Annotated in this window: 15 protein-coding genes; 9 read left to right on the forward strand and 6 right to left on the reverse strand. The window is 56.1% G+C overall.

The annotated features are described in order from the left end of the window. Positions 1 to 195 precede the first annotated feature (195 nt). The 9 genes from LIO98_RS14295 (at position 196) to LIO98_RS14335 (ending at position 12,517) form a co-directional block, all read left to right on the forward strand. Positions 196 to 1,203 (forward strand): ornithine cyclodeaminase family protein, encoded by a 1,008-nt coding sequence (locus tag LIO98_RS14295; protein ID WP_291958672.1) that lies wholly within the window; start codon positions 196 to 198, stop codon positions 1,201 to 1,203. Between the two features lie 52 nt (positions 1,204 to 1,255). After that, the gene (locus LIO98_RS14300) at positions 1,256 to 2,446 is read left to right on the forward strand and encodes a DUF3798 domain-containing protein (RefSeq protein ID WP_291958676.1); all 1,191 of its coding nucleotides are present in this window, start codon (positions 1,256 to 1,258) and stop codon (positions 2,444 to 2,446) included. Positions 2,447 to 2,521: 75 nt separating this feature from the next. Continuing rightward, positions 2,522 to 3,631 (forward strand): Xaa-Pro peptidase family protein, encoded by a 1,110-nt coding sequence (locus LIO98_RS14305; protein ID WP_291958679.1) that lies wholly within the window; start codon positions 2,522 to 2,524, stop codon positions 3,629 to 3,631. A 16-nt stretch (positions 3,632 to 3,647) separates the two neighbouring features. Next, positions 3,648 to 5,015, forward strand: coding sequence for a M20/M25/M40 family metallo-hydrolase (locus tag LIO98_RS14310; RefSeq protein WP_291958681.1), 1,368 nt, complete (start codon positions 3,648 to 3,650; stop codon positions 5,013 to 5,015). 433 nt (positions 5,016 to 5,448) lie between these two features. Beyond that, positions 5,449 to 7,653, forward strand: a complete 2,205-nt coding sequence (locus LIO98_RS14315) for a lectin like domain-containing protein (protein ID WP_291958684.1) — start codon at positions 5,449 to 5,451, stop codon at positions 7,651 to 7,653. 373 nt (positions 7,654 to 8,026) lie between these two features. Next, positions 8,027 to 9,451, forward strand: a complete 1,425-nt coding sequence (locus tag LIO98_RS14320; RefSeq protein ID WP_291958687.1) for an amino acid carrier protein — start codon at positions 8,027 to 8,029, stop codon at positions 9,449 to 9,451. Positions 9,452 to 9,515: 64 nt separating this feature from the next. After that, positions 9,516 to 10,658 carry a saccharopine dehydrogenase C-terminal domain-containing protein gene (locus tag LIO98_RS14325; RefSeq protein WP_291958689.1) on the forward strand — a complete coding sequence of 381 codons (1,143 nt, stop codon included), beginning with the start codon at positions 9,516 to 9,518 and terminating at the stop codon, positions 10,656 to 10,658. Between the two features lie 107 nt (positions 10,659 to 10,765). Then, positions 10,766 to 11,848, forward strand: a complete 1,083-nt coding sequence (eutH, locus tag LIO98_RS14330; RefSeq protein WP_291958692.1) for an ethanolamine utilization protein EutH — start codon at positions 10,766 to 10,768, stop codon at positions 11,846 to 11,848. 222 nt (positions 11,849 to 12,070) lie between these two features. Then, the gene (locus LIO98_RS14335) at positions 12,071 to 12,517 is read left to right on the forward strand and encodes an Lrp/AsnC family transcriptional regulator (protein ID WP_291958695.1); all 447 of its coding nucleotides are present in this window, start codon (positions 12,071 to 12,073) and stop codon (positions 12,515 to 12,517) included. Positions 12,518 to 12,639: 122 nt separating this feature from the next. Here LIO98_RS14335 and LIO98_RS14340 read toward each other — a convergent pair whose 3' ends face one another. From LIO98_RS14340 to LIO98_RS14365, 6 genes are all read right to left on the reverse strand, one after another. Beyond that, positions 12,640 to 12,834: a hypothetical protein gene (locus tag LIO98_RS14340; protein WP_291958697.1), complete on the reverse strand. Its 195-nt coding sequence runs from the start codon at positions 12,832 to 12,834 to the stop codon at positions 12,640 to 12,642. Beyond that, positions 12,809 to 13,000: a hypothetical protein gene (locus LIO98_RS14345; RefSeq protein WP_291958700.1), complete on the reverse strand. Its 192-nt coding sequence runs from the start codon at positions 12,998 to 13,000 to the stop codon at positions 12,809 to 12,811. Before LIO98_RS14345 ends, LIO98_RS14340 begins: the two co-directional genes overlap by 26 nt. 18 nt (positions 13,001 to 13,018) lie before the next feature. After that, complete coding sequence (mgtA, locus tag LIO98_RS14350) at positions 13,019 to 15,769, reverse strand: magnesium-translocating P-type ATPase (protein WP_291958703.1); 2,751 nt, start codon at positions 15,767 to 15,769, stop codon at positions 13,019 to 13,021. A 515-nt stretch (positions 15,770 to 16,284) separates the two neighbouring features. Beyond that, positions 16,285 to 16,788 carry a winged helix-turn-helix domain-containing protein gene (locus LIO98_RS14355; RefSeq protein ID WP_291958707.1) on the reverse strand — a complete coding sequence of 168 codons (504 nt, stop codon included), beginning with the start codon at positions 16,786 to 16,788 and terminating at the stop codon, positions 16,285 to 16,287. Between the two features lie 18 nt (positions 16,789 to 16,806). Further along, positions 16,807 to 19,470, reverse strand: a complete 2,664-nt coding sequence (gene mgtA / locus LIO98_RS14360) for a magnesium-translocating P-type ATPase (protein WP_291958710.1) — start codon at positions 19,468 to 19,470, stop codon at positions 16,807 to 16,809. 353 nt (positions 19,471 to 19,823) lie between these two features. Further along, complete coding sequence (locus LIO98_RS14365; protein WP_291958713.1) at positions 19,824 to 19,946, reverse strand: hypothetical protein; 123 nt, start codon at positions 19,944 to 19,946, stop codon at positions 19,824 to 19,826. Positions 19,947 to 20,007 lie beyond the last annotated feature (61 nt).

Below are 20,007 nucleotides of genomic sequence, written 5' to 3' on the forward strand. Positions count from 1 at the left end.
CTATATATATAATTAAACTCTGCAAATGAGGCTAATTCTTTATTATTTTCTCCGTATTTTTCAAGAAAAAATAAATTATAGATAATTTAATTGACACGAAGAAACACAATGATATAATGAAGTCTAGGTTTTTATTAAATGTAGGATAATCCTATAGATACTACGGCTGGTTAAAAAAGCAGGGAGGTAATCTTAATGCCATGTAAATTGATCAATGCGGAGATCGTTGAGAATCTACTGACGATGAAGGACGCGGTAACCGCCTGTGAAGAGGCGTTTCGCGACTGGGGCAACGGCGAGGTCGTCTGTCCGACGAAAATCACTCTCGAACTTGGCGAGGACGCGGAGTGGCCGCCCTATAAGAACGGCCTGAACGCGATGCCGGCGTATATCCACAGCAAAAAGAGCGCGGGCATCAAGTGCGTCGGCGGTTCGCTGAACAACCCGCAGTGGGGGCTGCCCTATATCATTGCGCTGATTTTGCTCTTCGACCCCGCCACGGGAATATTCCGCTGCGTGATGGACGGCGCTCAGATAACGAATTACAGGACCGGGGCTCAGGCCGCCGTCGCCGCGAAGTATATCGAGGACAAGAAAAAGATAAAATTCGGCCTTTTCGGCGCCGGTGTGCAGGGCCGTACCCAGCTGATGGCCTTCAACGAGGTTTTTGAGATAGAGGAGGTCCACCTCTACGATATAAATCCCCAGGCGGCGAAAGCCTTTGTCGAGGAGATGTCGAGGGTGGTCGACACGAAATTTATCATAAAAGAAGATCCCAAAGATGTCATGGAGGTCACGGATATTGTCGTTTCCGTGACGCATGGCAAAAATAAGTTTATCAAGAACGAATGGTTCAAAAAGGGACAAATCATCTTCCCGATGGGTTCATTCACCGAATGCGAGGACGAACTTCTTCTGGGAGCCGACCATGTGATCGTGGACTCCGTCGGCCAGACGATGCACAGAGGGGCGCTGAAGAGCGTCGTGGACGAGGGGAGATTCAAGGAAGATAATATCAGCGCCACCATCAGTGAGCTGGTATGCGGTAAAAAGGAATACCGTATCTCACCGGATGAAAAGATAGTCTGCATCCCGATCGGGACCGGCGCGATGGATATCGCTGTCGCCACGATGATCTATGAGAAGGTAAAGGAACAAAACCTTGGCGAGTCCTTCGTCTTTAATAACGCGGTAGAAAATTAGTCATAAAATCACTTGAATCGCTGAAATGTAATGTGAAAATGGAGGGATGAAGATGTTTAAGTATCTGAAAGTTGGTCTCGCGGCGACGGCGGCGCTTTTATTGGGCGGCGCGGCCTGCGCCGCTCCGGCGTTCCATGTCGGGATCGTCACCGGTACCCTTTCCCAAAGCGAGGATGAAATACGCGGCGCCGAGTACTGCCTGAAAAAATATGGCGACGTATCCAACGGCGGTATGATCCGGCATGTAACCTATCCTGATAATTTTATGTCGGAGATGGAGACGACGATATCCCAGATAGCGGGGCTGGCCGACGATCCGCTGCTGAAGGTCATCGTCATCAACCAGGGTATCCCCGGCACTACGGAGGGTATCCGGCGGGTGAAGCAGAAGCGCCCCGATATAATCTGTCTTGTCGGCGAGGCCCACGAGGACCCGAACGTGATAACTTCGGCGGCGGATATGGCGACGACGATAGACTTCATCGATAAGGGTTATCTTCTCGCCTACACGGCGAAGCAGATGGGCGCGAACACCTTCGTGCATATTTCGTTCCCGAGGCATATGAGTTATGAGAGCATCGCGCGCCGGGTCGCCATAATCAAGGCCGCCTGCCAGGACCTGGGGTTAAAGTTCTCCTACGAGACCGCGCCGGACCCGACGAGCGATGTCGGCGTGGTGGGCGCGCAGCAGTTCATGATCGAGAAGGTGCCGGCGTGGATAAAGAAGTACGGAGAGAAGACGGTATTCTTTACGACGAACTATTCTCTCCATGAGCCGCTGCTGAGGCAGCTCGCACGGTACGGCGGCATGTATATCGAGGCGGACAGCCCGTCGCCGCTGGTCGGTTATCCGGCGGCCTTCAGCATCGACCTATCAAAGGAGACGGGGAACTGGCCCGCGATCCTGAAGAAGGTGGAGGATGCGGTGATCAAGGCCGGTGGAAGCGGCAGAATGGGCACCTGGGCCTATTCCTACGGTTACGCGAATACGCTGGCGCTGGTAGACTTCGGCATAAACGTCGTCGAGAAGAAGATGAAGCTGTCAAGCAAGAAGGATTTCCTCACCTGCTTTGACCGCGCGACGCCGGGGTCAAAGTGGAACGGCAATTATTATACCGACCTGGGGACCGGTGTGACGAGCAAGAACCTGATGCTCATTTACCAGGATACCTATATCTTTGGCAAGGGTTTCATGGGTGTGGCGGATATAAAGGTGCCGGAAAAATATCGTAAAATAAAGTAAATCTTTGTGCCGGACGGAGCCGTTGAGGGATGGAGAGGCGGCTCCGTTTTATTTTTTAACGAGGGAGTGACAGCGATGGCGGTTTTTGAAAAGATGGAACAGCTGGTCCCGCTGCTGAAAGAGGCGGGCTATGAGGCGGTCTTTATCGCGCCGTCTCCCGATCTTGAATATATATGCGGCTTGGACTGCCTTCCGGACGAGCGCTTCAAAGGGCTGCTGGTGACGGACAAGGGCCGCTTTTTCTTTATGACGCCGAAGCTCTACCTGGAAGAGATGTGCGGCATCGCCGGCGATCCCTCTCTCTGCGAGGTGTGGGAAGACCACGAGGGCTTTGTCGGAGCCTTTATCAACGGCTGTAGAAAGGTCGGCCTGGAATCGGGAAAGATCGCCTTCAACGACGCCGTGAGGGCGGTGGACATGCTCAAAATATCCGCCGCGATGGACGGGATCGTCTGCTGTGACGGGGAAGAACTTATTAGCCCGCTGCGCAGCGTCAAAACGGAGGAAGAGATATCCCTTATGGGAAAGGCGGCCAAGGTCGCGGACGACACCCTGGCGGAGGTCGTGAAATACATACGTCCGGGAGTGACGGAACGCTGGATCGAGGGAAAACTTACCGAAATACATAACGACCTGGGAAAGGGCGTATGCCGGCATATCAGCCACATCGTGGCCTCCGGCCCCAACGCGGCGCTGCCGCACTATAACGGCGGCGAACGGGTGATAGGTGAGAGGGACGTCGTGCTCATCGATTTTGCCGGCAGATATGGCAGCTATTTTTCGGATATGACGAGGACCTTCTTTGTCGGCGAACCGTCGGAAGAGGAAAAAAAGATTTATGGGATAGTCCTTGAGGCGCAGACGGCCGGAGAAAAGGCCGTACATGCCGGAGTCAGCGCCGGAGAGGTGGACCGTGTCGTGCGTAAAATAATCGAAGAGGCAGGTTACGGCGATTATTTTCCCTACCGGGTCGGCCACGGCGTAGGGATATCGGTCCATGAGACGCCGTTCATCAAAGCGTTTAATAAACATATCCTCCGTCCCGGCAATGTCTTCAGCATAGAGCCGGGGATATACCTGCCGGGGAAGTTCGGCGTCAGAATAGAAAACCTGGTCGCGGTGGGATACGACGGCACCGCCGTCGTGCTGAACAAGCTGCCCAAATCGATGCTCGTCCTTTCTTAGACCGGAGGCGCGGAGCATGAATGATCATGATGTGACGGCGGTATACAGATATATAGACGAGAATATGGAGCTTTATCTCGGCTGGCTCATGGAGGCGGTGCGCCAGCCGAGCGTCTCTATGTACAACGCCGGCATGGGCGAGATGGCCTCCCTCTGCGCCCGTTTTCTTGAATACAAGCTTGGACTGAAGGCCGAGATGATAGAGACCGGTGGCTCGCCGTACATATATGCCCACCTTGACGAGGGGGCGAAGGATACGCTGGCCTTTTATAACCACTATGACGTCATGCCGGCCGAGCCGCTGGAGGAATGGAAGTCATCCCCCTTCGAACCCGTCGTCCGTGACGGCAGGCTGTGGGGGCGGGGCGTGGCAGACAACAAAGGCAGCATGTTTTCCCGTATCTGCGCGGTGCACGCCTGTAAACAGGTGTACGGCAAACTTCCCGTGAACCTGAAATTTTTCTACGACGGCGAGGAGGAGATCGGAAGCCCTCATCTTGACGATTTTGTGCGCGCCAACGGCGGACTGCTGAAGTGCGACGGATTCTTTTGGGAGGGCGGCAGCCGCGATCTCGAACGGGGGCGTCCTCATATCACCCTCGGAGTAAAGGGCATCTGCAAGATAGAGCTATCATGCCGGACCGCCGGCAGAGATTTACATTCGGCGAACGCGGCTATCGTCGCCAACCCCTTTTGGCGTCTCGTGTGGGCGCTCGCCTCGATGAAAAACGAAAAAGAGGAGATCCTCATCGACGGATATACCGACGATATCATCCCGCTTTCAGATAAAGAGCGGAAGATAATCCACGATATGAGCTTCGACGAGCAGGCCTCGCTCAAATCATACGGCATCGGTTCATTTTTGAACGGCGAGAGGGGAAATTCCCTGAAAGAACGGCTGGTCAACTCGCCGACGATCAACATAAACGGTTTCAGAGGCCCGTCGAACGACGCGGATACGAAGACGGTGCTGCCGGGGGCGGCCTCCGCCTTTCTCGACCTTCGGCTGGCGGCGGGGCAAACCCCGGAAAGGACCCTGAAAAAGATCCGGGAGCACCTTGACGCGAAGGGGTTCAAAGATATAGAGATAAAATTAAAATCCTCATACGAGCCATTCCGCACCAGCTGCGAATCCACACTCATGAGAGCCGCGGCCGCATCCGCAAGGGAGATATACGGAATGGAGCCCAACATCGTCCTCAACGACTGGGGCAGCAGCGGCGTCTGTTCCGTATGCGGCAGGCTGGATATCCCCTGCATAATGATAGGCGTCATGAACGAGGACAGCAGAGAGCACGCTCCCAATGAGAATATCTATTTAGAGGATTATAACTGCGCGATGAAGATGATCGCCTCGATTATAACCAAGCTGCCAAGTATGTAAAAACGATTATCAAGCCGCCGCCCAGGCGGCGCATATCCGCCATAGCTGTACCGAGGCACACAAAAGAGAAGGAGCCTTAGGGTTTCTTCTCTCCTTTTCTATGGCCGCGTAATTTCCCTACGTAATGGCGGCAATAATAACTGTAAAATTTACGTTTATCTTATGAACTTACATATAGTAAATTTATAGATAATTGAGAGAGTATGGCTCGGAAAGCTGGCGGCGTGACTCCGGAATATTGGCGGACGGCAGCCGGAGGCGAATACGCCGTGGCCGCTGCACAATCCCCAACGAAGTTGGTGTGCTGCGCAGGTGCTTTGCCTGTGCGAAGAAATATGCCGTTGCACCCTTAATTGTGCGGGCGCACCGGCAGCGGGTAGCTTCGTGTCTGCCGGGCTTGCTTTGCGATTACAGCTGCCATTTACAGGAAAGGATGATGACTGACCAAATGAACAAAAAGATAAGGATACTGGCCCCGCTTCTCTGTGCGGCGATACTTGCGGCGCTCCCCGCCTTCGCGGCCGTCGCGCCGCTCAATCCGGCCTTCACCGAATATGTCGTGAAGCATGACGGCGGCGCGAAGAACGTGGGCGCCGTGAAAAAGAATATAAGTGGAGCGACGCGCGCGTCGGACTTTGGCTATGCGCCCTCGCCGCTTAACTGGTCGCATCTCCGCGGCGTCGTATACCCTGTCGGCGCCCCGCGCGGCGGCTCGGCAGCCCGTGCCGCGCGCGCCGCGGACCAGCTGCCCGCGACATACGACCTCCGCCCCTCGATGCCCGCCGTAAGAAATCAGGATCCCTTCGGCAACTGCTGGACATACAGCGCGATGGCGGCGACGGAGTCCAATTTGATCAAACAGGGGCTTGCCTCCTCCTCTGACATCGCGCTCTCGGTCTGGTATATTACCTACTACGCCTACAACTCCGGCAGCGGCTTCGTTCCCTTCACAAATGCCAGCGGACAGCCCTACTACAACGCCGGCGGCGACGACTGGCGCGCGGTGGCGCTGCTGGGACGCGGCACCGGCTCGCTTTACGCCGCCGAGGCCCCCGCGCCGCTCACGGTGGGCGCGGTATACGCGCCGGCGGCAGCTCCGCGGCGTTACAAGCTCAATAACGCCTTCTACCTCGGCAGCGACGAAGTCCGTGAGGTGCCGCTCTCGGAGGGGCGGCGCGATATGATAAAGGGCGCGGTGATGGAATACGGAGCCGCCTCCGTCGGCATATATCAGTTCAGAGACAACGACGAATCACAGCAGATCATCTCCAAAGACGTCTTTTCCGATGAAGATTTATCTTATTACACCGGCTTACAATATGGCGATAATGATATCGACGGCTCCGCAGTAAACTTTGTCACCAATCATGCGGTGACGATCGTCGGCTGGGACGATAACTACTCGAAGGAAAACTTCGCGGCGGGTAATCAGCCGCAGGAGGACGGCGCCTGGATAATCCGCAACAGCTGGGGCGCCGACTGGGGAGGAGACGGAGGCTATTTCTACGTCTCCTACGAAGAGGGAACTCTCTGCGACGGCGTCATATACGACACCTCCGCCGCGCGCTCCGGCGAGCGCGTCTATCAGTATGACCCGCTGGGCCCCATAACGTGGTACAGCTTCTATAAAGCTGGTTCTACGGAGCCGGTCCAGTATTTTGCGAACCTCTTCACGGCGGCGGCCGACGACCGGATATCCTCCGTTGCCTTCTACGTTCCCGAACCGGGTAACGGTTACGAAATAAAGATCTATCAGAACTGCGGCGCCAACTCGCCCGTCAGCGGCAGCCTTGCCTCAACGGTCTCCGCCGACGGCCTGCTGCCGGGGTATAACACCGTGGCGCTGAAAACGCCTGTCGACGTCGCAAACGGGACGAGGTTTTCCGTCGTCGTAAAGGCGACGACAAAAGATGGCGGTTATCCATACCCCGTTCCCGTCGAATACCGGCTGGAGGATTACTCCGAAGAGGCTTCGGCGAACCCCGGCGAGGGCTGGGTCTCGGGTGACGGCGTGAATTTTCAGGATATCATTGACGCGGGCGGAGTCGGAACCGCCAGCATCTGCCTCAAAGCCTTCGGCGAACGGCAGCATAATCCCACCGATACGGCATTGGAGCCCTCCGGCCCGGTGACCGTCGAGGCTCCCGAGGGAGTTATGGCTGCCGCGGAGGAGGTCTCCGCCGAGGATAACACGAAGGTTCAGCAGACGGTGATCGCGGAGCTGAAAGATGAGAGCGTCGAGGGTATCGCCGCGGACAAAAACGTCACGCTCAAGGGCGTCTTTGCGCTGACTGTCAGCCACGGGAACACCGGCGGCGCGGCCTCGTTCACCGTGCCCTTCTCAACGCCGCTTAGCTTTGTGGGAGAACCCTATGTCATCATCCCGAAAAAAGACGGCTCCGGTTTCGTCGCCTTCCCCGCAAAATATTCGGCGGGGTCGCTCTCCTTCAGCGTCAGCGATCTCAACGAGTTCTTCTCCACGGCTGAAATAACGGTCGCCGACGTGCGGGAATCCGCCGCTCCAACGCCAGCGCCCTCGGGCGGCGGCAGCGGCGGAGGCTGCGCCGCCGGCCTTGGCGCCGCGGCGCTCGTACTGCTGATCCCGCTGGCGCTGGTCAGAAGAGGGCGTCGGAGCTGAGCGTTTTTGTCCGATAGATAGTACGAAAGGTAAGTAAAACAGAGGCGGAGCCTGCGCGTTAAATAGGCTTCCGCCTCTGTTTTTTATTTAACTGACCGCCGGTGGGAATATCCTTCGGCAGATATAAAAACATCCATACCATGACCTCTTTTTGTACCTCTAAAGAGGGATTTTTGCGACAAAAAGCAAATATTCCTCTTCAAATATGTATCTGTAGTATGCCGGCAAAATAAAATTTGGAAAAGTCACTTTTTTCAGACGGTTGTCCGTATATCAGGCAATTTATGAAATAATATTTATTATATATTTGCTTTTTTAATATAAGATACTATCATTCAGCGCTGAATAGATTATAAGGGGGAGTGATAGTTCTATGGAGCAATTTTTAGATTATATTGTCGGCATATTATGGGGACCGACTTTACTTATCGGTCTTTTAGGAACTGGAATTTATTTTAGTCTCATAACTAAATTCTGGCAGATACGCCATTTCTTTGATTCATTCCGCTTCTGTTTTTTACCCGGGAAAAGTGGCGAACTGCTGCCGGCCGATAAGACAAAGGTCACTCCATACCAGGCCGCCTGTGTCGCGATCGCCGGTAGTATCGGCTCCGGCAATATCGGCGGCGTGGCGAGCGCCATCGCGCTTGGCGGCCCGGGCGTCCTCTTCTGGATGTGGATGACGGCGCTTGTGGGCATGATGACGAAGATGGTGGAGGTCACGCTGGCCGTCTATTACAGAAAGCTGGACTCTGACGGCAGAAAGACCGGCGGCCCGCTCTTTTATATCGAAAGGGGACTGGGAAGTAAATTCAAGTTTTGGGGCATCTTTTCGCTTCTGTTTACCGTGGGGATATTCATGCAGCTTGTCCTCGCCCCCGAGGCCTATACGGTCGGCGAGTCTCTGCATGAGGTGACGGGGCTGAGGATCATCTATCTTTCGGCATTCTTCTGCCTGATGTGCGCGCTGGTAATATGGGGCGGCCTCCGCCGGGTCATCGGTTTCGCCTCGTTTATGATGCCGCTGATGTCCGTACTATATATCGTCTTCGGCGCTTACATCATTCTGATAAACATCACCCATATCCCCGCCGCGATTGCTCTGATAGTGAAGTCCGCCTTCACACCGATGGCAGCGGTGGGCGGTTTCGCGGGAGCCTCCTTTATGCTGATCGCCCGTACGGGCATTGCTCGTGGCCTCTTTAGCAATGAGGCTGGCTGGGGGACCAGCCCGATGGTGCACGCCACGGCGGATCAAAGGCATCCCATCGAACAGGGCATGTGGGGAGTCATGGAGGTTTTCATCGATACGATCGTCATCTGTACGATCACGGGCATGGTCATCGTCCTGACGGGCGAGTGGAACTCCGGCGTCTCGGGGTCGACGCTCACGATAAACGCCTTCTCGCATGGCCTGGGAAAGAGATTCACCGCCTATTTCATCGCGATATCGCTCTTCCTCTTTTCATGGACGACGGTCACGGGGTGGTATTCCTACTTCCACTCGATATTGGAATATGTCTTTAGAAACAGCACGCCGATGAGAAGGACCGCGCTGCGGATACTGAGGATCACAACGCCCTTCTTTGGCCTGCTGATGGCTTATATGATCGACGTGCTGAACACCAACGTATCCTACGCGTGGCTGATCGTCGACATCTCATCTTCGGTACCGACTTACGTGAACCTTGTAGTGCTGCTGCTGCTCTCAAAGACATTCGTGGCGATACTGAAAGACTATGAGGGACCGGGAAAGCTCTTTGGCCTGGACGAGTACTGCAAGGTCAAAGTCGATTAGTTATCAGATCTGACGGCAGGTTACAGAGGCGGTCAGTTCAATTCAATAAAAAGGAAAGATAATTATGAAAAAAGCATTGGTGTTAGGCTGCGGCCTGATTGGTAAGACGGTAGCGCTTGATCTGGCGGAGGATTTTTCCGTAACTGTAATGGATCCCTTTGAAAAGGCGCTGGCTACTCTGGCGGATAGGAACGATATCAAAAAGATTCAAAAACCGGCGGACGACGCGGCGGCTCTCGCCGAGGCGGCAAAAGATGCGGACATCGTCTGCGGGCTTCTGCCGAGCCACCTTGAAGGCGCATCTCAGAGGCAGATCCTCGAGATGGGGAAAAACTATGTCAGCCCAAGCGGATTCCTGCACAGCGAAGGGATGGACGAGCTTGCGAAAAAGAGCGGTTCGGTGGCGGTCTTTGATATGGGAATCGCCCCCGGAATGTCAAACTATCTTGTCGCCCGCGGCGGCGCGATGGTGGATGAACTTGACTTTGGCTGTATCTACGTGGGCGGCATCCCCGACAAGCTGGACCCGCCCTTCAATTACCGCACGGTCTTCTGCCTTGAGGATACGATGAATGAATATTGCGCGCCGGCGAAATATGTCAAGGATGGCAAGCTTACGGAGGCGCCGGCGCTCAGCGGCCTGGAAGAGATAGATTTCCCCGGAGTAGGCAGGCTTGAGGCCTTCTTCACCGACGGCCTCCGCTCCGCGGCGGTCAATGTGAAGGGCAAGTTTGTCGCGGAAAAGACGATGCGCTGGCCAGGTTATGTCGACACTATCAACATCATGAAGGCCGCCGGCTGTTTCAGCAGAGAACCTGTCGTCGTCGACGGCAAAGAGGTCATTCCCTTCAACGTTACCACGGAACTCTTCCGTCCGCTGTGGACGCTGAGGCCGGAGAAGGGGGACAGGGACCTCACCGTCATGCGTGTGGTGGCTCAGGGGCCGAAGGACGGCAAGTATGTGACAAATACCTGGGACATGGTAGATAAGTTCGACGAGAAGATGATGCTCCACTCGATGGCGCGCACCACGGGCTACGCCTGCTCGGTGACGGCGCGGGCGGTCGCGAACGGCATGATCACGGCTCCTGGCTTCCACGCTCCTGAGGCGCTGGCCGGGGACGACGCCTTCTACAATTACCTTATGCCCGCGCTTGCGAAATACGGCATCGTATTCAAGCACAGCCTTTTGGTAGAAGAGAGATAAGAATAAACTGCCCCCGGGCCGCCGGTCCGGGGGCCTCCAGCCGCCCTGCCGGATAATTAACGGCCGGGCGGCCGTATTGTCGGCGTCAATAATGTGGGGGGATGAAGATGGATATAAATACGATCGTTATGTCGCTGGTGGCGGTATTCATCTGCCTGGCCTGCGCGGATAAGATCGCCGGAGGCCGCTTCGGTCTGGGGGGACTGATCGACGAAGGCTTTTATACTCTGGGGCCGCTGGCGATGATAATGATCGGGATGATTATGATCTCTCCGGTGGTCGCCCGTATTTTGTGCCCTCTGGTATCGCCGGCCCTGCTGTCGATAGGCGCCGATCCTTCACTGTTTGTCGCCGCGATCCTGCCCAGCGACTCAGGCGGCGCCCCCCTCGCTTTGGATATCTGCCTTCTACGGGAGGCGGGGCTCTTCAACGGTCTCATCGTCGCGTCGATGATGGGGGCCTCGCTGGGGATAATCCCGCTCGTCCTCTCGGCGACCGACGGCGAAAGGCAAAAATATGTGATCTTGGGGCTGCTGATCGGTTTTATGTCTATTCCCCCGGCCGCCCTCATCTCAGGGCTGGCCGCCGGGCTGGACAAAGAGATGCTGCTGCATAATCTGCTGCCGGTTACGGCCCTCTCCGCGGTGATCGCCGCGGCGTTGGTATACGCGCAGTCATGCACGATCAAGGTTGTGATCTGCCTGGGGAGGGCGGTCTTATTCGTCGCCGTCTTAGGTTTCGCCGCCTCGACGGTGCGCGCGCTTACGGGGCTCGAGGTCATCGCTGGAATGGCTCCGATAGAGGACGCCTTTGTGATCCTGGGACAGATAGGGATAGTGCTGGCGGGAATATTTCCCCTGCTGCACCTGATTAAAAAAATTTTTCGCCGCCAGCTCGCGATGCTTTCGATAAAAATGCGGGTGGACGAACTTGCCATGATCGGCGTCGTTACGACGGTGGCCAACTTTTTCCCCGTCATCCCGATGCTGAATAAAATGACGAAAAGGGGCATCGTTGTCAACATGGCCTTTGCCGTGCCGGCCGCATATGCGATAGGCGACCATCTGGGGTTCACGGCGGGGTTTGAGCGTTCCTTTGTCTTCCCGCTGGTGGTCGGGAAATTATGCGGCGGTATGCTGGCAATAATCGCGGCTTCGCTCTACTGCAGGCATCTTGGACTGAAAGAGTGACAGCCCGCGTAATAATTTTCGAGTTAAGGAATATAAACAGAATAAAAAATTGATTAAGATGATAATTTTAAGTATATAATATTTAAAATATGCGTATCTTATGGATGTTATCAAACAGTGATTACCCAGTGAAGTTATCGCTGTTTTTTCTATTTGTCCTGTCTTATTGAGAATTTACGGGAAGCGAGGTACGCGGAAATCATACAGACTGGGAGTGATGAGATGATAAGAATGGTGAAGCCGGATTTGGATGAGATTGATTTCAGGATCGCCTATGAGCTGAAAAATGACTGTCGGATATCATATAAACAGTTGGGCAGTAAGATCTCGCTTTCTTCATCTTCCGTTTATGAGAGAACGAAAAAAATGGAGGAGAAGAACGTCATCCTGTCCTATAACGCGAAGGTCGACTGGGGCAAATTCGGATATTCGATCCATGCCTTCATCTTGTTAAAGGACGATAAGTTTATCGGAGATATGCCCTCCTTTCTGAAAAACAGGGACGAGGTCTTTAATCTCTATATGGTCTCCGGCGAGTATGATTATATGCTTGAGGTGCATATCGCCAATAAAGACGATCTGGGAAATTTTATTGATTATTTATACCGTAAGGTCGGCAGGACCTATACGCTGCTGATTCTGCGGGAGATCTGCGAGGTCCCCGAGTAGCTGTAGCGGCGGGAGGCCTGGTGAAATATTAACGGAGCCACGCCCGCGGAGATGAAAAATAACGGCGGGGCGGCGGGTATTTTTCACCGCCGCTCCGCCCTCTGTTTTTTCGCGGATCTAATCTAAAAGATGTGGTCGTAGACCTCCAGCTCCGGCAGGCGCTCTCCGCGTTCTTCCATCGAGGCGACGGCCATGCCGTGATCGGTGGTTATCCACAGATAGCGTTCGCCTGTCTTCGTGTCCAGGATCACATGGATCTCCTCGCAGTAGTTTTGCTGCGTGAAGACGGTCTCAAAGCGCTTTTTCTTTCTCTCCATACGTATCACCCGCCCTCCTGCCGCCGAGGGGTTTCATGCCCCAGAAAAGTAGATTCATCCCCGCCACCGCGGCGGCGCATATCAGCATGGACGCCCAGAATCCGATGTTTACGCCGAGCCATTCTGTTTTACCGAATAGGTCAAGCCAAATAGCGGTCCAGTTCATAGAATATTCCTCCTTTATCTACAGCAGTTCGCCGTAATGCCGCACGTAGGCCTTTTTGATGCTGGTCGCCAGCGCCATGTAGAGCAGTATGCAGGGGATCAGGTAGGCGAAGTACATCGCGGGGAGCGGCACAAATCCCAGCATCGCGCCGAATGGCGTAAAGGGAATAATTGTCAGCGCCACGATGCCCGTGAAGGTGATCAGCGTCACCGGAGCCGAAGCGTGGCTCTGTATGAAGGGCAGCTTAGGCGTGCGGATCATATGGATCACCAACGTCTGGCTCCACATGGATTCCACAAACCACCCCGCCTGGAAGAGCGTGATGTAGGCCGCCTGGATCCCGGCCAGCTCCGCGCCGGAAAAATGGGCGGGCAGGTCGTTGAAGAGGATGCCCTGCGAGACGAAGAGCGGGCAGAGTACGAAATACATGAACGCATAGGTCGTCCAGTCAAAGATCGAGCTGGTCGGCCCGAGCCAGAGCATGAAGCTGCCGACCGACGATGCGTCCCACTTCTTCGGAACGGCGAGGTACTCTTTGTCCACGTTGTCCCAGGGGATCGCCGTGCAGGAGAGGTCGTAGATCAGGTTCAGGAAGATCAGCTGCACGCTCATCATCGGCAGGAAGGGGAGCAGCGCCGAGGCCGCCAGTACGGAGAACATGTTGCCGAAGTTCGAGGAGGCGGTCATCTTGATATATTTGATCATGTTCGCGTAGGTCTTGCGCCCCTCGATGATGCCCTCTTCAAGTACCGAGAGATCCTTTTCCAGCAGGATGATGTCCACCGATTCTTTGGCGATGTCCACCGCCGTATCGACTGATATCCCGATGTCCGAGGATTTCATCGCCGCCGCGTCGTTGATGCCGTCGCCCATGAAGCCCACGCTGTGGCCGCCGCTACGCAGAGCGCTCACGACGCGCGCCTTCTGCTCCGGCGAGAGTTTCGCGAAGACCGCCGTCTCTTCCGCGGCCTTGATGAGTTTTTCCTCATCCAGGCGGTCGATGTCGCCGCCCAGAAGTATTCTTTCAACGGGGAGCCCGACGTGGCGGCAGACGCAGCGGGCCACCTTTTCGTTGTCGCCGGTCAGTATCTTGACGGTGACCCTGTGATCGCCGAGCGCTTTGATGGCCTCTTCCGCCGACTCCTTCGGCGGATCGAGGAAGGCCAGATATCCCAGCAGCACCATATCGCACTCGTCCTTGACGCCGAAGGCGCCGACGGGGGAGGGACTGGTCTTCTGCGCGAGGGCGACGACGCGCATGCCGTCCGCGTTGAGGCGGTCGACGGTCTTCAGCACCTTTTGCTTGAGGGATTCGCTCAGCGGCTCGATCTTGCCGTCATATTCCACGTAGGCGCAGATCGAGAGCATCTCCTCGACCGCGCCCTTCGTCACCATCTGCGTCTTGCCGTTCTTATCGCTGACTACGGTGGAGAGGCGGCGGCGGGTGAAGTCAAAGGGAACTTCGTCAACCTTCACATAGGCGTCGGAGAGGTCCGTAAGGCGGGGGTTTTCCGCCTCCTCCTCCTCGGTCTTTCTGATGATTGCCAGGTCCATCAGGTTTTTATAGCCGGACTGGAAGTAGCTGTTCAGGTAGGCGTGGCGGAGCACGCGGGCGTCCTCCTCGCCCATGACGTTCATATGATATTCCAGAACGACCTGGTCCTGCGTCAGGGTGCCCGTCTTGTCGGTGCAGAGTATGTCGATCGCGCCGAAGTTCTGAATGGAGTTGAGGTTCTTGACGATCGTCTTTTTCTTCGACATGGAGACGGCGCCTTTGGCGAGGCAGGTGGTGACGATCATCGGCAGCATCTCCGGCGTCAGCCCGACGGCGACGGAGATGGCGAAGAGGAAGGCCTGTACCCAGTCGCCCTTGGTAAAGCCGTTGATGAAAAAGACCACCGGCACCATGACCATCATGAAGCGGATCAGCACCCAGGAGACGGAGTTGACGCCTTTGGAGAAGCTGGTCTCCACCGCCTCCTCCGCGACGGCGGAGGCCATCGAGCCAAAGAGGGTGTCGTCTCCCACGGCGACGACCACCGCCGTGGCGCTGCCGCTGATGACGTTGCTGCCCATAAAGACGATATTGCCGTAGTCAGTGACGGCGTCGCCGGTCTTGGGGCCGCCCTCGGCGCTCTTCTCGATCAGGTCGCTCTCCCCCGTCAGCGCGGACTGGCTGATGAAGATGTCCTTTGCCTCGATGAGCCTCGCGTCCGCGGGCACCATATCACCGGCGGAGAGGCGGATGATGTCGCCCGCCACAGCGTCCTCAAGCGGTATCTCATGTCTTTTCCAGTCGTGCCTGTCGACGGTGCAGGTGACCGTGATCATGGCAAGCAGCCTCTCCGCGGCGTCGCCGGAGTGCGATTCCTGCACGAAACGCAGGATGCCCGAAATGCCGACCATCGTCATAATGATGACGACTGTGAGCACGTCAGCCTCTTCCGGCATATCCTGCATGACCGGCATCAGGATGTCGGTCACGGCGGAGACCGCTGCAAGGCAGAGCAGGATCGCCGTAAATGGATTGATAAAGGCTCCCGCCAGCCGCTGCGCCAGTGACTTTCTCCTTTTGCGCGTCACCCTGTTGGCGCCGTAGCGCTGGCGGTTTTTCTCGACCTGTACCTCTGAGAGGCCGCCGAACGAAGAATGGTATTTCCATAAAACGTCGTTTATGGGCGCGCCAGCGGCGAAGCGGAGGCGCTCGTTGATCTGCTCTCTGCGCGCCGCCTGCTCGGCGGTCTGTACTGTGATGTTTTTCTTTTTCATTTTTTCCATACCTCCTGACGAAGCGCCTGTCATTGACCGGGCGCGTCTGTTTCGCTGATTACCGGCGAACGGCCGAATTTTTAATTTCGCGCGGTTCGTCCGCGCATCAGAGGTGCCGTCCCCGTTATGGACAGACATAGCCTGCCCATAACGGGGCGATGCGTATGATCAGCTGTTTTTGCGGTGGGAAGCAGGATGAGGGCGGAGTTTAACGGCGGTGAAGCGGCAGCCCGCGTTTCGCCTGTTGGTGACTTTGCCCTGGGTCCTGTTTACTTTGTCCTGCGAAACTGTCGGGTTCCATCTGCTTCACTCCCTTCTCCGTTGTTGGCTGGTATGCGGCGGCACGCCGCAAAGGGGAGGGGTGTGCGTAGTTCTCCACGCGCTCCTTTCCCTGTCGTACTGCCAGTATAGCCGCCGACGTTAGTCCATCCAATGGCTGAAATCTTGCGATTTTCTTGCGATTCGGTAAGAAAATAGAGGCGGGGCCGGTTATCGTTTCCGCCGCCCCGCCCCGTCTATAATTGGTCGTTGAATTTGTAGCCGATCCCCCAGATGGTGAGGATATATTCCGGCGCGTCTGGATTCGGCTCGATCTTCTTTCTCAGTTTGCGTATAAAGGCCATGATGTTGCTGTCGGCGAGGAGAAAATCTCCGTCCCAAACGGCGCGGTAGATCTGTTCTTTGGTAAAGACCTCTCCGCGGTTTTGCGCGAGGAAATAGAGGATGTCGAATTCCTTCGGCGTCAGGCTGATCTCCCTGCCCTGCCGCAGCACCTTTCTGCTCTTCGGGTGGATCGCAAGCTCTCCCGCGTAAATACCGTCGTCGGCGGTATCCGATAGGTTGCCCCTGCTGCCGGCGACGCCGAGCACCAGTGTCGAGGCCTCGTCGTTAAGAAGCTCTTGGAGTCCGGCAAGCAGCCCCTTCGCGTAGGCGCTCTGCGGCGGCTCCTGTTCCAGCCTGTCGCGGAGCCATTCGGCGAGAATGGAATCCAGTGATATGAAGTGGATGTTCTTTTTCAAAGTATGGATTCCCCCTTCCTAGATCAATTCCCCGTGCCGCCTGATGTACAGCCGTTTTATAAAACTGACCAGCAGCATATAGAGAAGGACGACCGGCAGCAGAAAGCCGAAATATTCAAGCGGCAGCCGCGTCAAGCCCAGCGGATGCGCGAGCGGCGTCATCGTCAGACCGGTGAATACGACTATCCCCAGCAGCGTGATCAGCAGGACCGGGCCCGAGGCCCGGCTTTGCAGGAAGGGGATCTTTTTCGTGCGCAGCATATGAAGGATCAGCACCTGCGTCCACATGGATTCCAGGAACCACCCCGTCTGGAAGAGCGCCGCGTAGCGCAGCCTCAGCTCCGGGTCAGCGAGCTGCGTGTAGAGCAGGCCGCCGCACAGCCGCGGGCAGAGGATGAAGTAGAGGAAGAGGAATGTCATGATGTCGAAAATCGAACTGATCGGCCCGAAGGAGAGCATGAAGCCGCTCAGCGTCTTTCCCGACCACTCGCGGGGGGCCTCCGTATCCTCGGCGTCGACGCTGTCCCACGGCAGGACGATGCAGAGCGTATCGTAAAGCAGGTTCAAAAGCAGCAGCTGGATCGCCGTCATCGGGAAGAAGGGAAGCGCCACGCTGGCGCAGACGACGGAGAGGATATTGCCGAAGTTGGAGCTCGCCGTGATTTTGATGTATTTGAGCATATTGACGAAGGTCCGGCGTCCCTCCATGATGCCCTGTCCGAGAATGTTGAGCTCTTTTTCGAGCAGGATAACGTCGGCGGCCTCCTTCGCCGCGTCCACGGCGGTGTCCACCGATATCCCCACGTCGGCCTCGTTGAGGGCGGGGATATCGTTCATGCCGTCGCCTAAGAAGCCGGTCGTATGGCCGTTATCCCGCAGCGCCGACAGCAGACTGACCTTTTGTCCCGGCGTCAGTTCGGCGAAGATATCAGTTACTTTCACCGCCGCGCGCAGCTCTTCATCCGAGAGGCCGCCGATCTGCGCGCCCGTCAGCAGGGCCGCAGCGGGCAGACCCACGCGGCGGCAGATGGAGAGGGCGGTCTGCGAATTATCGCCGGTCATGACCTTCGGGGTCACGCGCAGCCGTTTGAGATCCTCTACGGACTGGGCCGCGGAGCGCTTAGGCGCGTCGAAAAAGACGAGGTAGCCCACGAGGGTCATATCATTTTCGTCGGCGGGAGAGAGCGTCTCCTGAGCGCCGAGCTCCTTTTTCGCCACGGCGATCACCTTCATGCCCTCTTCCAACATCTCGTCCACAATAGCGGAGACGCTGCCCTCCTCGTTTTCCCCTATGGGTATGGCCTCACCCCGGTATTCGGCGAAGCGGCAGCGTGAAAATACCCGCCGGATGTCGCCCTTCACAATCAGCAGGTGGCTGTTCTCCGACGTCCTTACCAGTGTACTGACGAATTTGCGCTCGTAGTCAAACGGTATTTCGTCAGTTTTACGGCAGAGTTTGGCAAGCTCTGCAAGGCGTCCGCCCCTGTCGGGCATTGTCCGGCAGGCCAGTATCGCGCTGTCGATGGGATTGGAGAGGCCGGAATGATGAAAACTGTTCAGATAGGCCAGCTCCAATGCCTCTGGGCTTTCGTTGCCGAGGATATCAAGATAGTATTCCAGCAGGATGCTTTCCTGCGTCAGCGTGCCTGTCTTGTCGATGCAGAGAACGTCCATGCTTCCCAAGACCTGCATGGCGTCGATGTTTTTAACGATGGCCCGCTTCCGCGACATGGAGAGGCTGCCCCTCGCGAGGCAGGCGTTGATCACCAGCGGCAGCATCTCCGGCGTCAGCCCGACGGCGACGGAGAGGGCGAAGGCGAAGGATTCCAGCCAGCTGCCGCGCGCGACGCCTGAGACCAGAAATACGGCGGGGACCAAAACGGCCATAAAGCGTATCAGCACCCAGGCGACGGAATTTTCTCCCTTTTGGAAGGCGTCGGAATTCTTGGAGTCAGGTCTGACGAAATTTCCGTAGAGTGTTTCCCGCCCTACCGCGATAACGACGCCCTCGCCCCTTCCGCTGATCACGGAGGAGGCCATGAAGGCGAGGTTCTTCAATCTTGTGAAGGGCGTCCGTTCGGCGTCGATACAGGGTGCGCTGTCTTTTTCGAGGATCGCGCTCTCTCCGGTGATGGCGGCCTGCGAGACAAAGAGGTCCATAGTCTTTATCAGCCGCAGATCGGCCGGTATCCGACCGCCGGCGGAGAGCATCACCAGGTCTCCCACCACCAGTCTTTCCGCGGGGATATCCACGAGGATTCCGCCGCGTTTGACGGTGACGTTTGCGTGGATGAGGCGGTCCAGACGGTCAGAGGCCCTCTTGGCCCTCGTCTCCTGAACGAGGCGGATGGCGCCGCTGACGAGGATCATGACGCAGATTATCAGAGACGTCGTGATGTTTCTTGTAAAATTAGAGGCCAGCAGCACATCGGTGACGAGAGAGATCACCGCCAGCGTGAAGAGGATCATCGTGAAGGGATCGACGAAGGCCCGCCGCAGCCGGTGCGGAAAGGTATCGTTTTTTCTGCTGGAGAGCCTGTTTTCGCCATATTTCGCGCGCATCGCCTCTACCCGCTCCTGCGGCAGTCCCGCGGGCGTCGTCGGTATGGCGCGGAAAATCTCCTCCGCGCCGCAGCCGGCGTATCTTTTCATGCGGGAGTCGGAAAGCATTTTCTTTGGCAAAAGGGTCTCTCCTTTTTATGAAATAGCCGTGACCCGACCGGTCAATAATAACCAGTAATAATTTATAGTTCAACCGTATATTAAAAGAATAAATAAAAGGTAAGCCGGAGTCGTTGCCGCCGCGCGGCGCGCATAGAACCCCGCGTGAGGGAGCAGACGGCAAATCCGCAGCCTGTACGCTGCAGTTTTGTTTTTATTTTTGACCTTTGATTGAATGATTTGGATGGTTTCGGCCCACGGCACCGGTTCAGCGGTTTTATATCTGTGTGAAAACCCTGAACCTGTGCTTGCCAAAACGCCCTTAGGCGTATATGTGAAACATTTTTGTTACCGTGGTGCTTTGGTTGAACTGACTATCTTGCCTTGAATACGATATGCTCTACGGGGACGCCGTCTTTTAGCTCGGCCGCCGTGAAGCTTCCTTCGGGCGACATCCAGTAGGCTACGCCGCCGATATAAACGAGTTTATTGCTCATTCATCCACCTCCTAAAAAATATTTATGGAAGTCATCCTTCCATATGTGGACATTCTACAGG

The organism is Cloacibacillus sp. (genome assembly GCF_020860125.1).
In the GTDB taxonomy this organism is placed as follows: Bacteria; Synergistota; Synergistia; order Synergistales; family Synergistaceae; genus Cloacibacillus.

Coding starts and splice junctions, on each gene's coding strand:
- LIO98_RS14295 (WP_291958672.1), top strand. CDS start 196: ATGCCATGTAAATTGATCAATGCGGAGATCGTTGAGAATCTACTGACG.
- LIO98_RS14300 (WP_291958676.1), top strand. CDS start 1,256: ATGTTTAAGTATCTGAAAGTTGGTCTCGCGGCGACGGCGGCGCTTTTA.
- LIO98_RS14305 (WP_291958679.1), top strand. CDS start 2,522: ATGGCGGTTTTTGAAAAGATGGAACAGCTGGTCCCGCTGCTGAAAGAG.
- LIO98_RS14310 (WP_291958681.1), top strand. CDS start 3,648: ATGAATGATCATGATGTGACGGCGGTATACAGATATATAGACGAGAAT.
- LIO98_RS14315 (WP_291958684.1), top strand. CDS start 5,449: ATGATGACTGACCAAATGAACAAAAAGATAAGGATACTGGCCCCGCTT.
- LIO98_RS14320 (WP_291958687.1), top strand. CDS start 8,027: ATGGAGCAATTTTTAGATTATATTGTCGGCATATTATGGGGACCGACT.
- LIO98_RS14325 (WP_291958689.1), top strand. CDS start 9,516: ATGAAAAAAGCATTGGTGTTAGGCTGCGGCCTGATTGGTAAGACGGTA.
- eutH (WP_291958692.1), top strand. CDS start 10,766: ATGGATATAAATACGATCGTTATGTCGCTGGTGGCGGTATTCATCTGC.
- LIO98_RS14335 (WP_291958695.1), top strand. CDS start 12,071: ATGATAAGAATGGTGAAGCCGGATTTGGATGAGATTGATTTCAGGATC.
- LIO98_RS14340 (WP_291958697.1), bottom strand. CDS start 12,834: ATGGAGAGAAAGAAAAAGCGCTTTGAGACCGTCTTCACGCAGCAAAAC.
- LIO98_RS14345 (WP_291958700.1), bottom strand. CDS start 13,000: ATGAACTGGACCGCTATTTGGCTTGACCTATTCGGTAAAACAGAATGG.
- mgtA (WP_291958703.1), bottom strand. CDS start 15,769: ATGAAAAAGAAAAACATCACAGTACAGACCGCCGAGCAGGCGGCGCGC.
- LIO98_RS14365 (WP_291958713.1), bottom strand. CDS start 19,946: ATGAGCAATAAACTCGTTTATATCGGCGGCGTAGCCTACTGGATGTCG.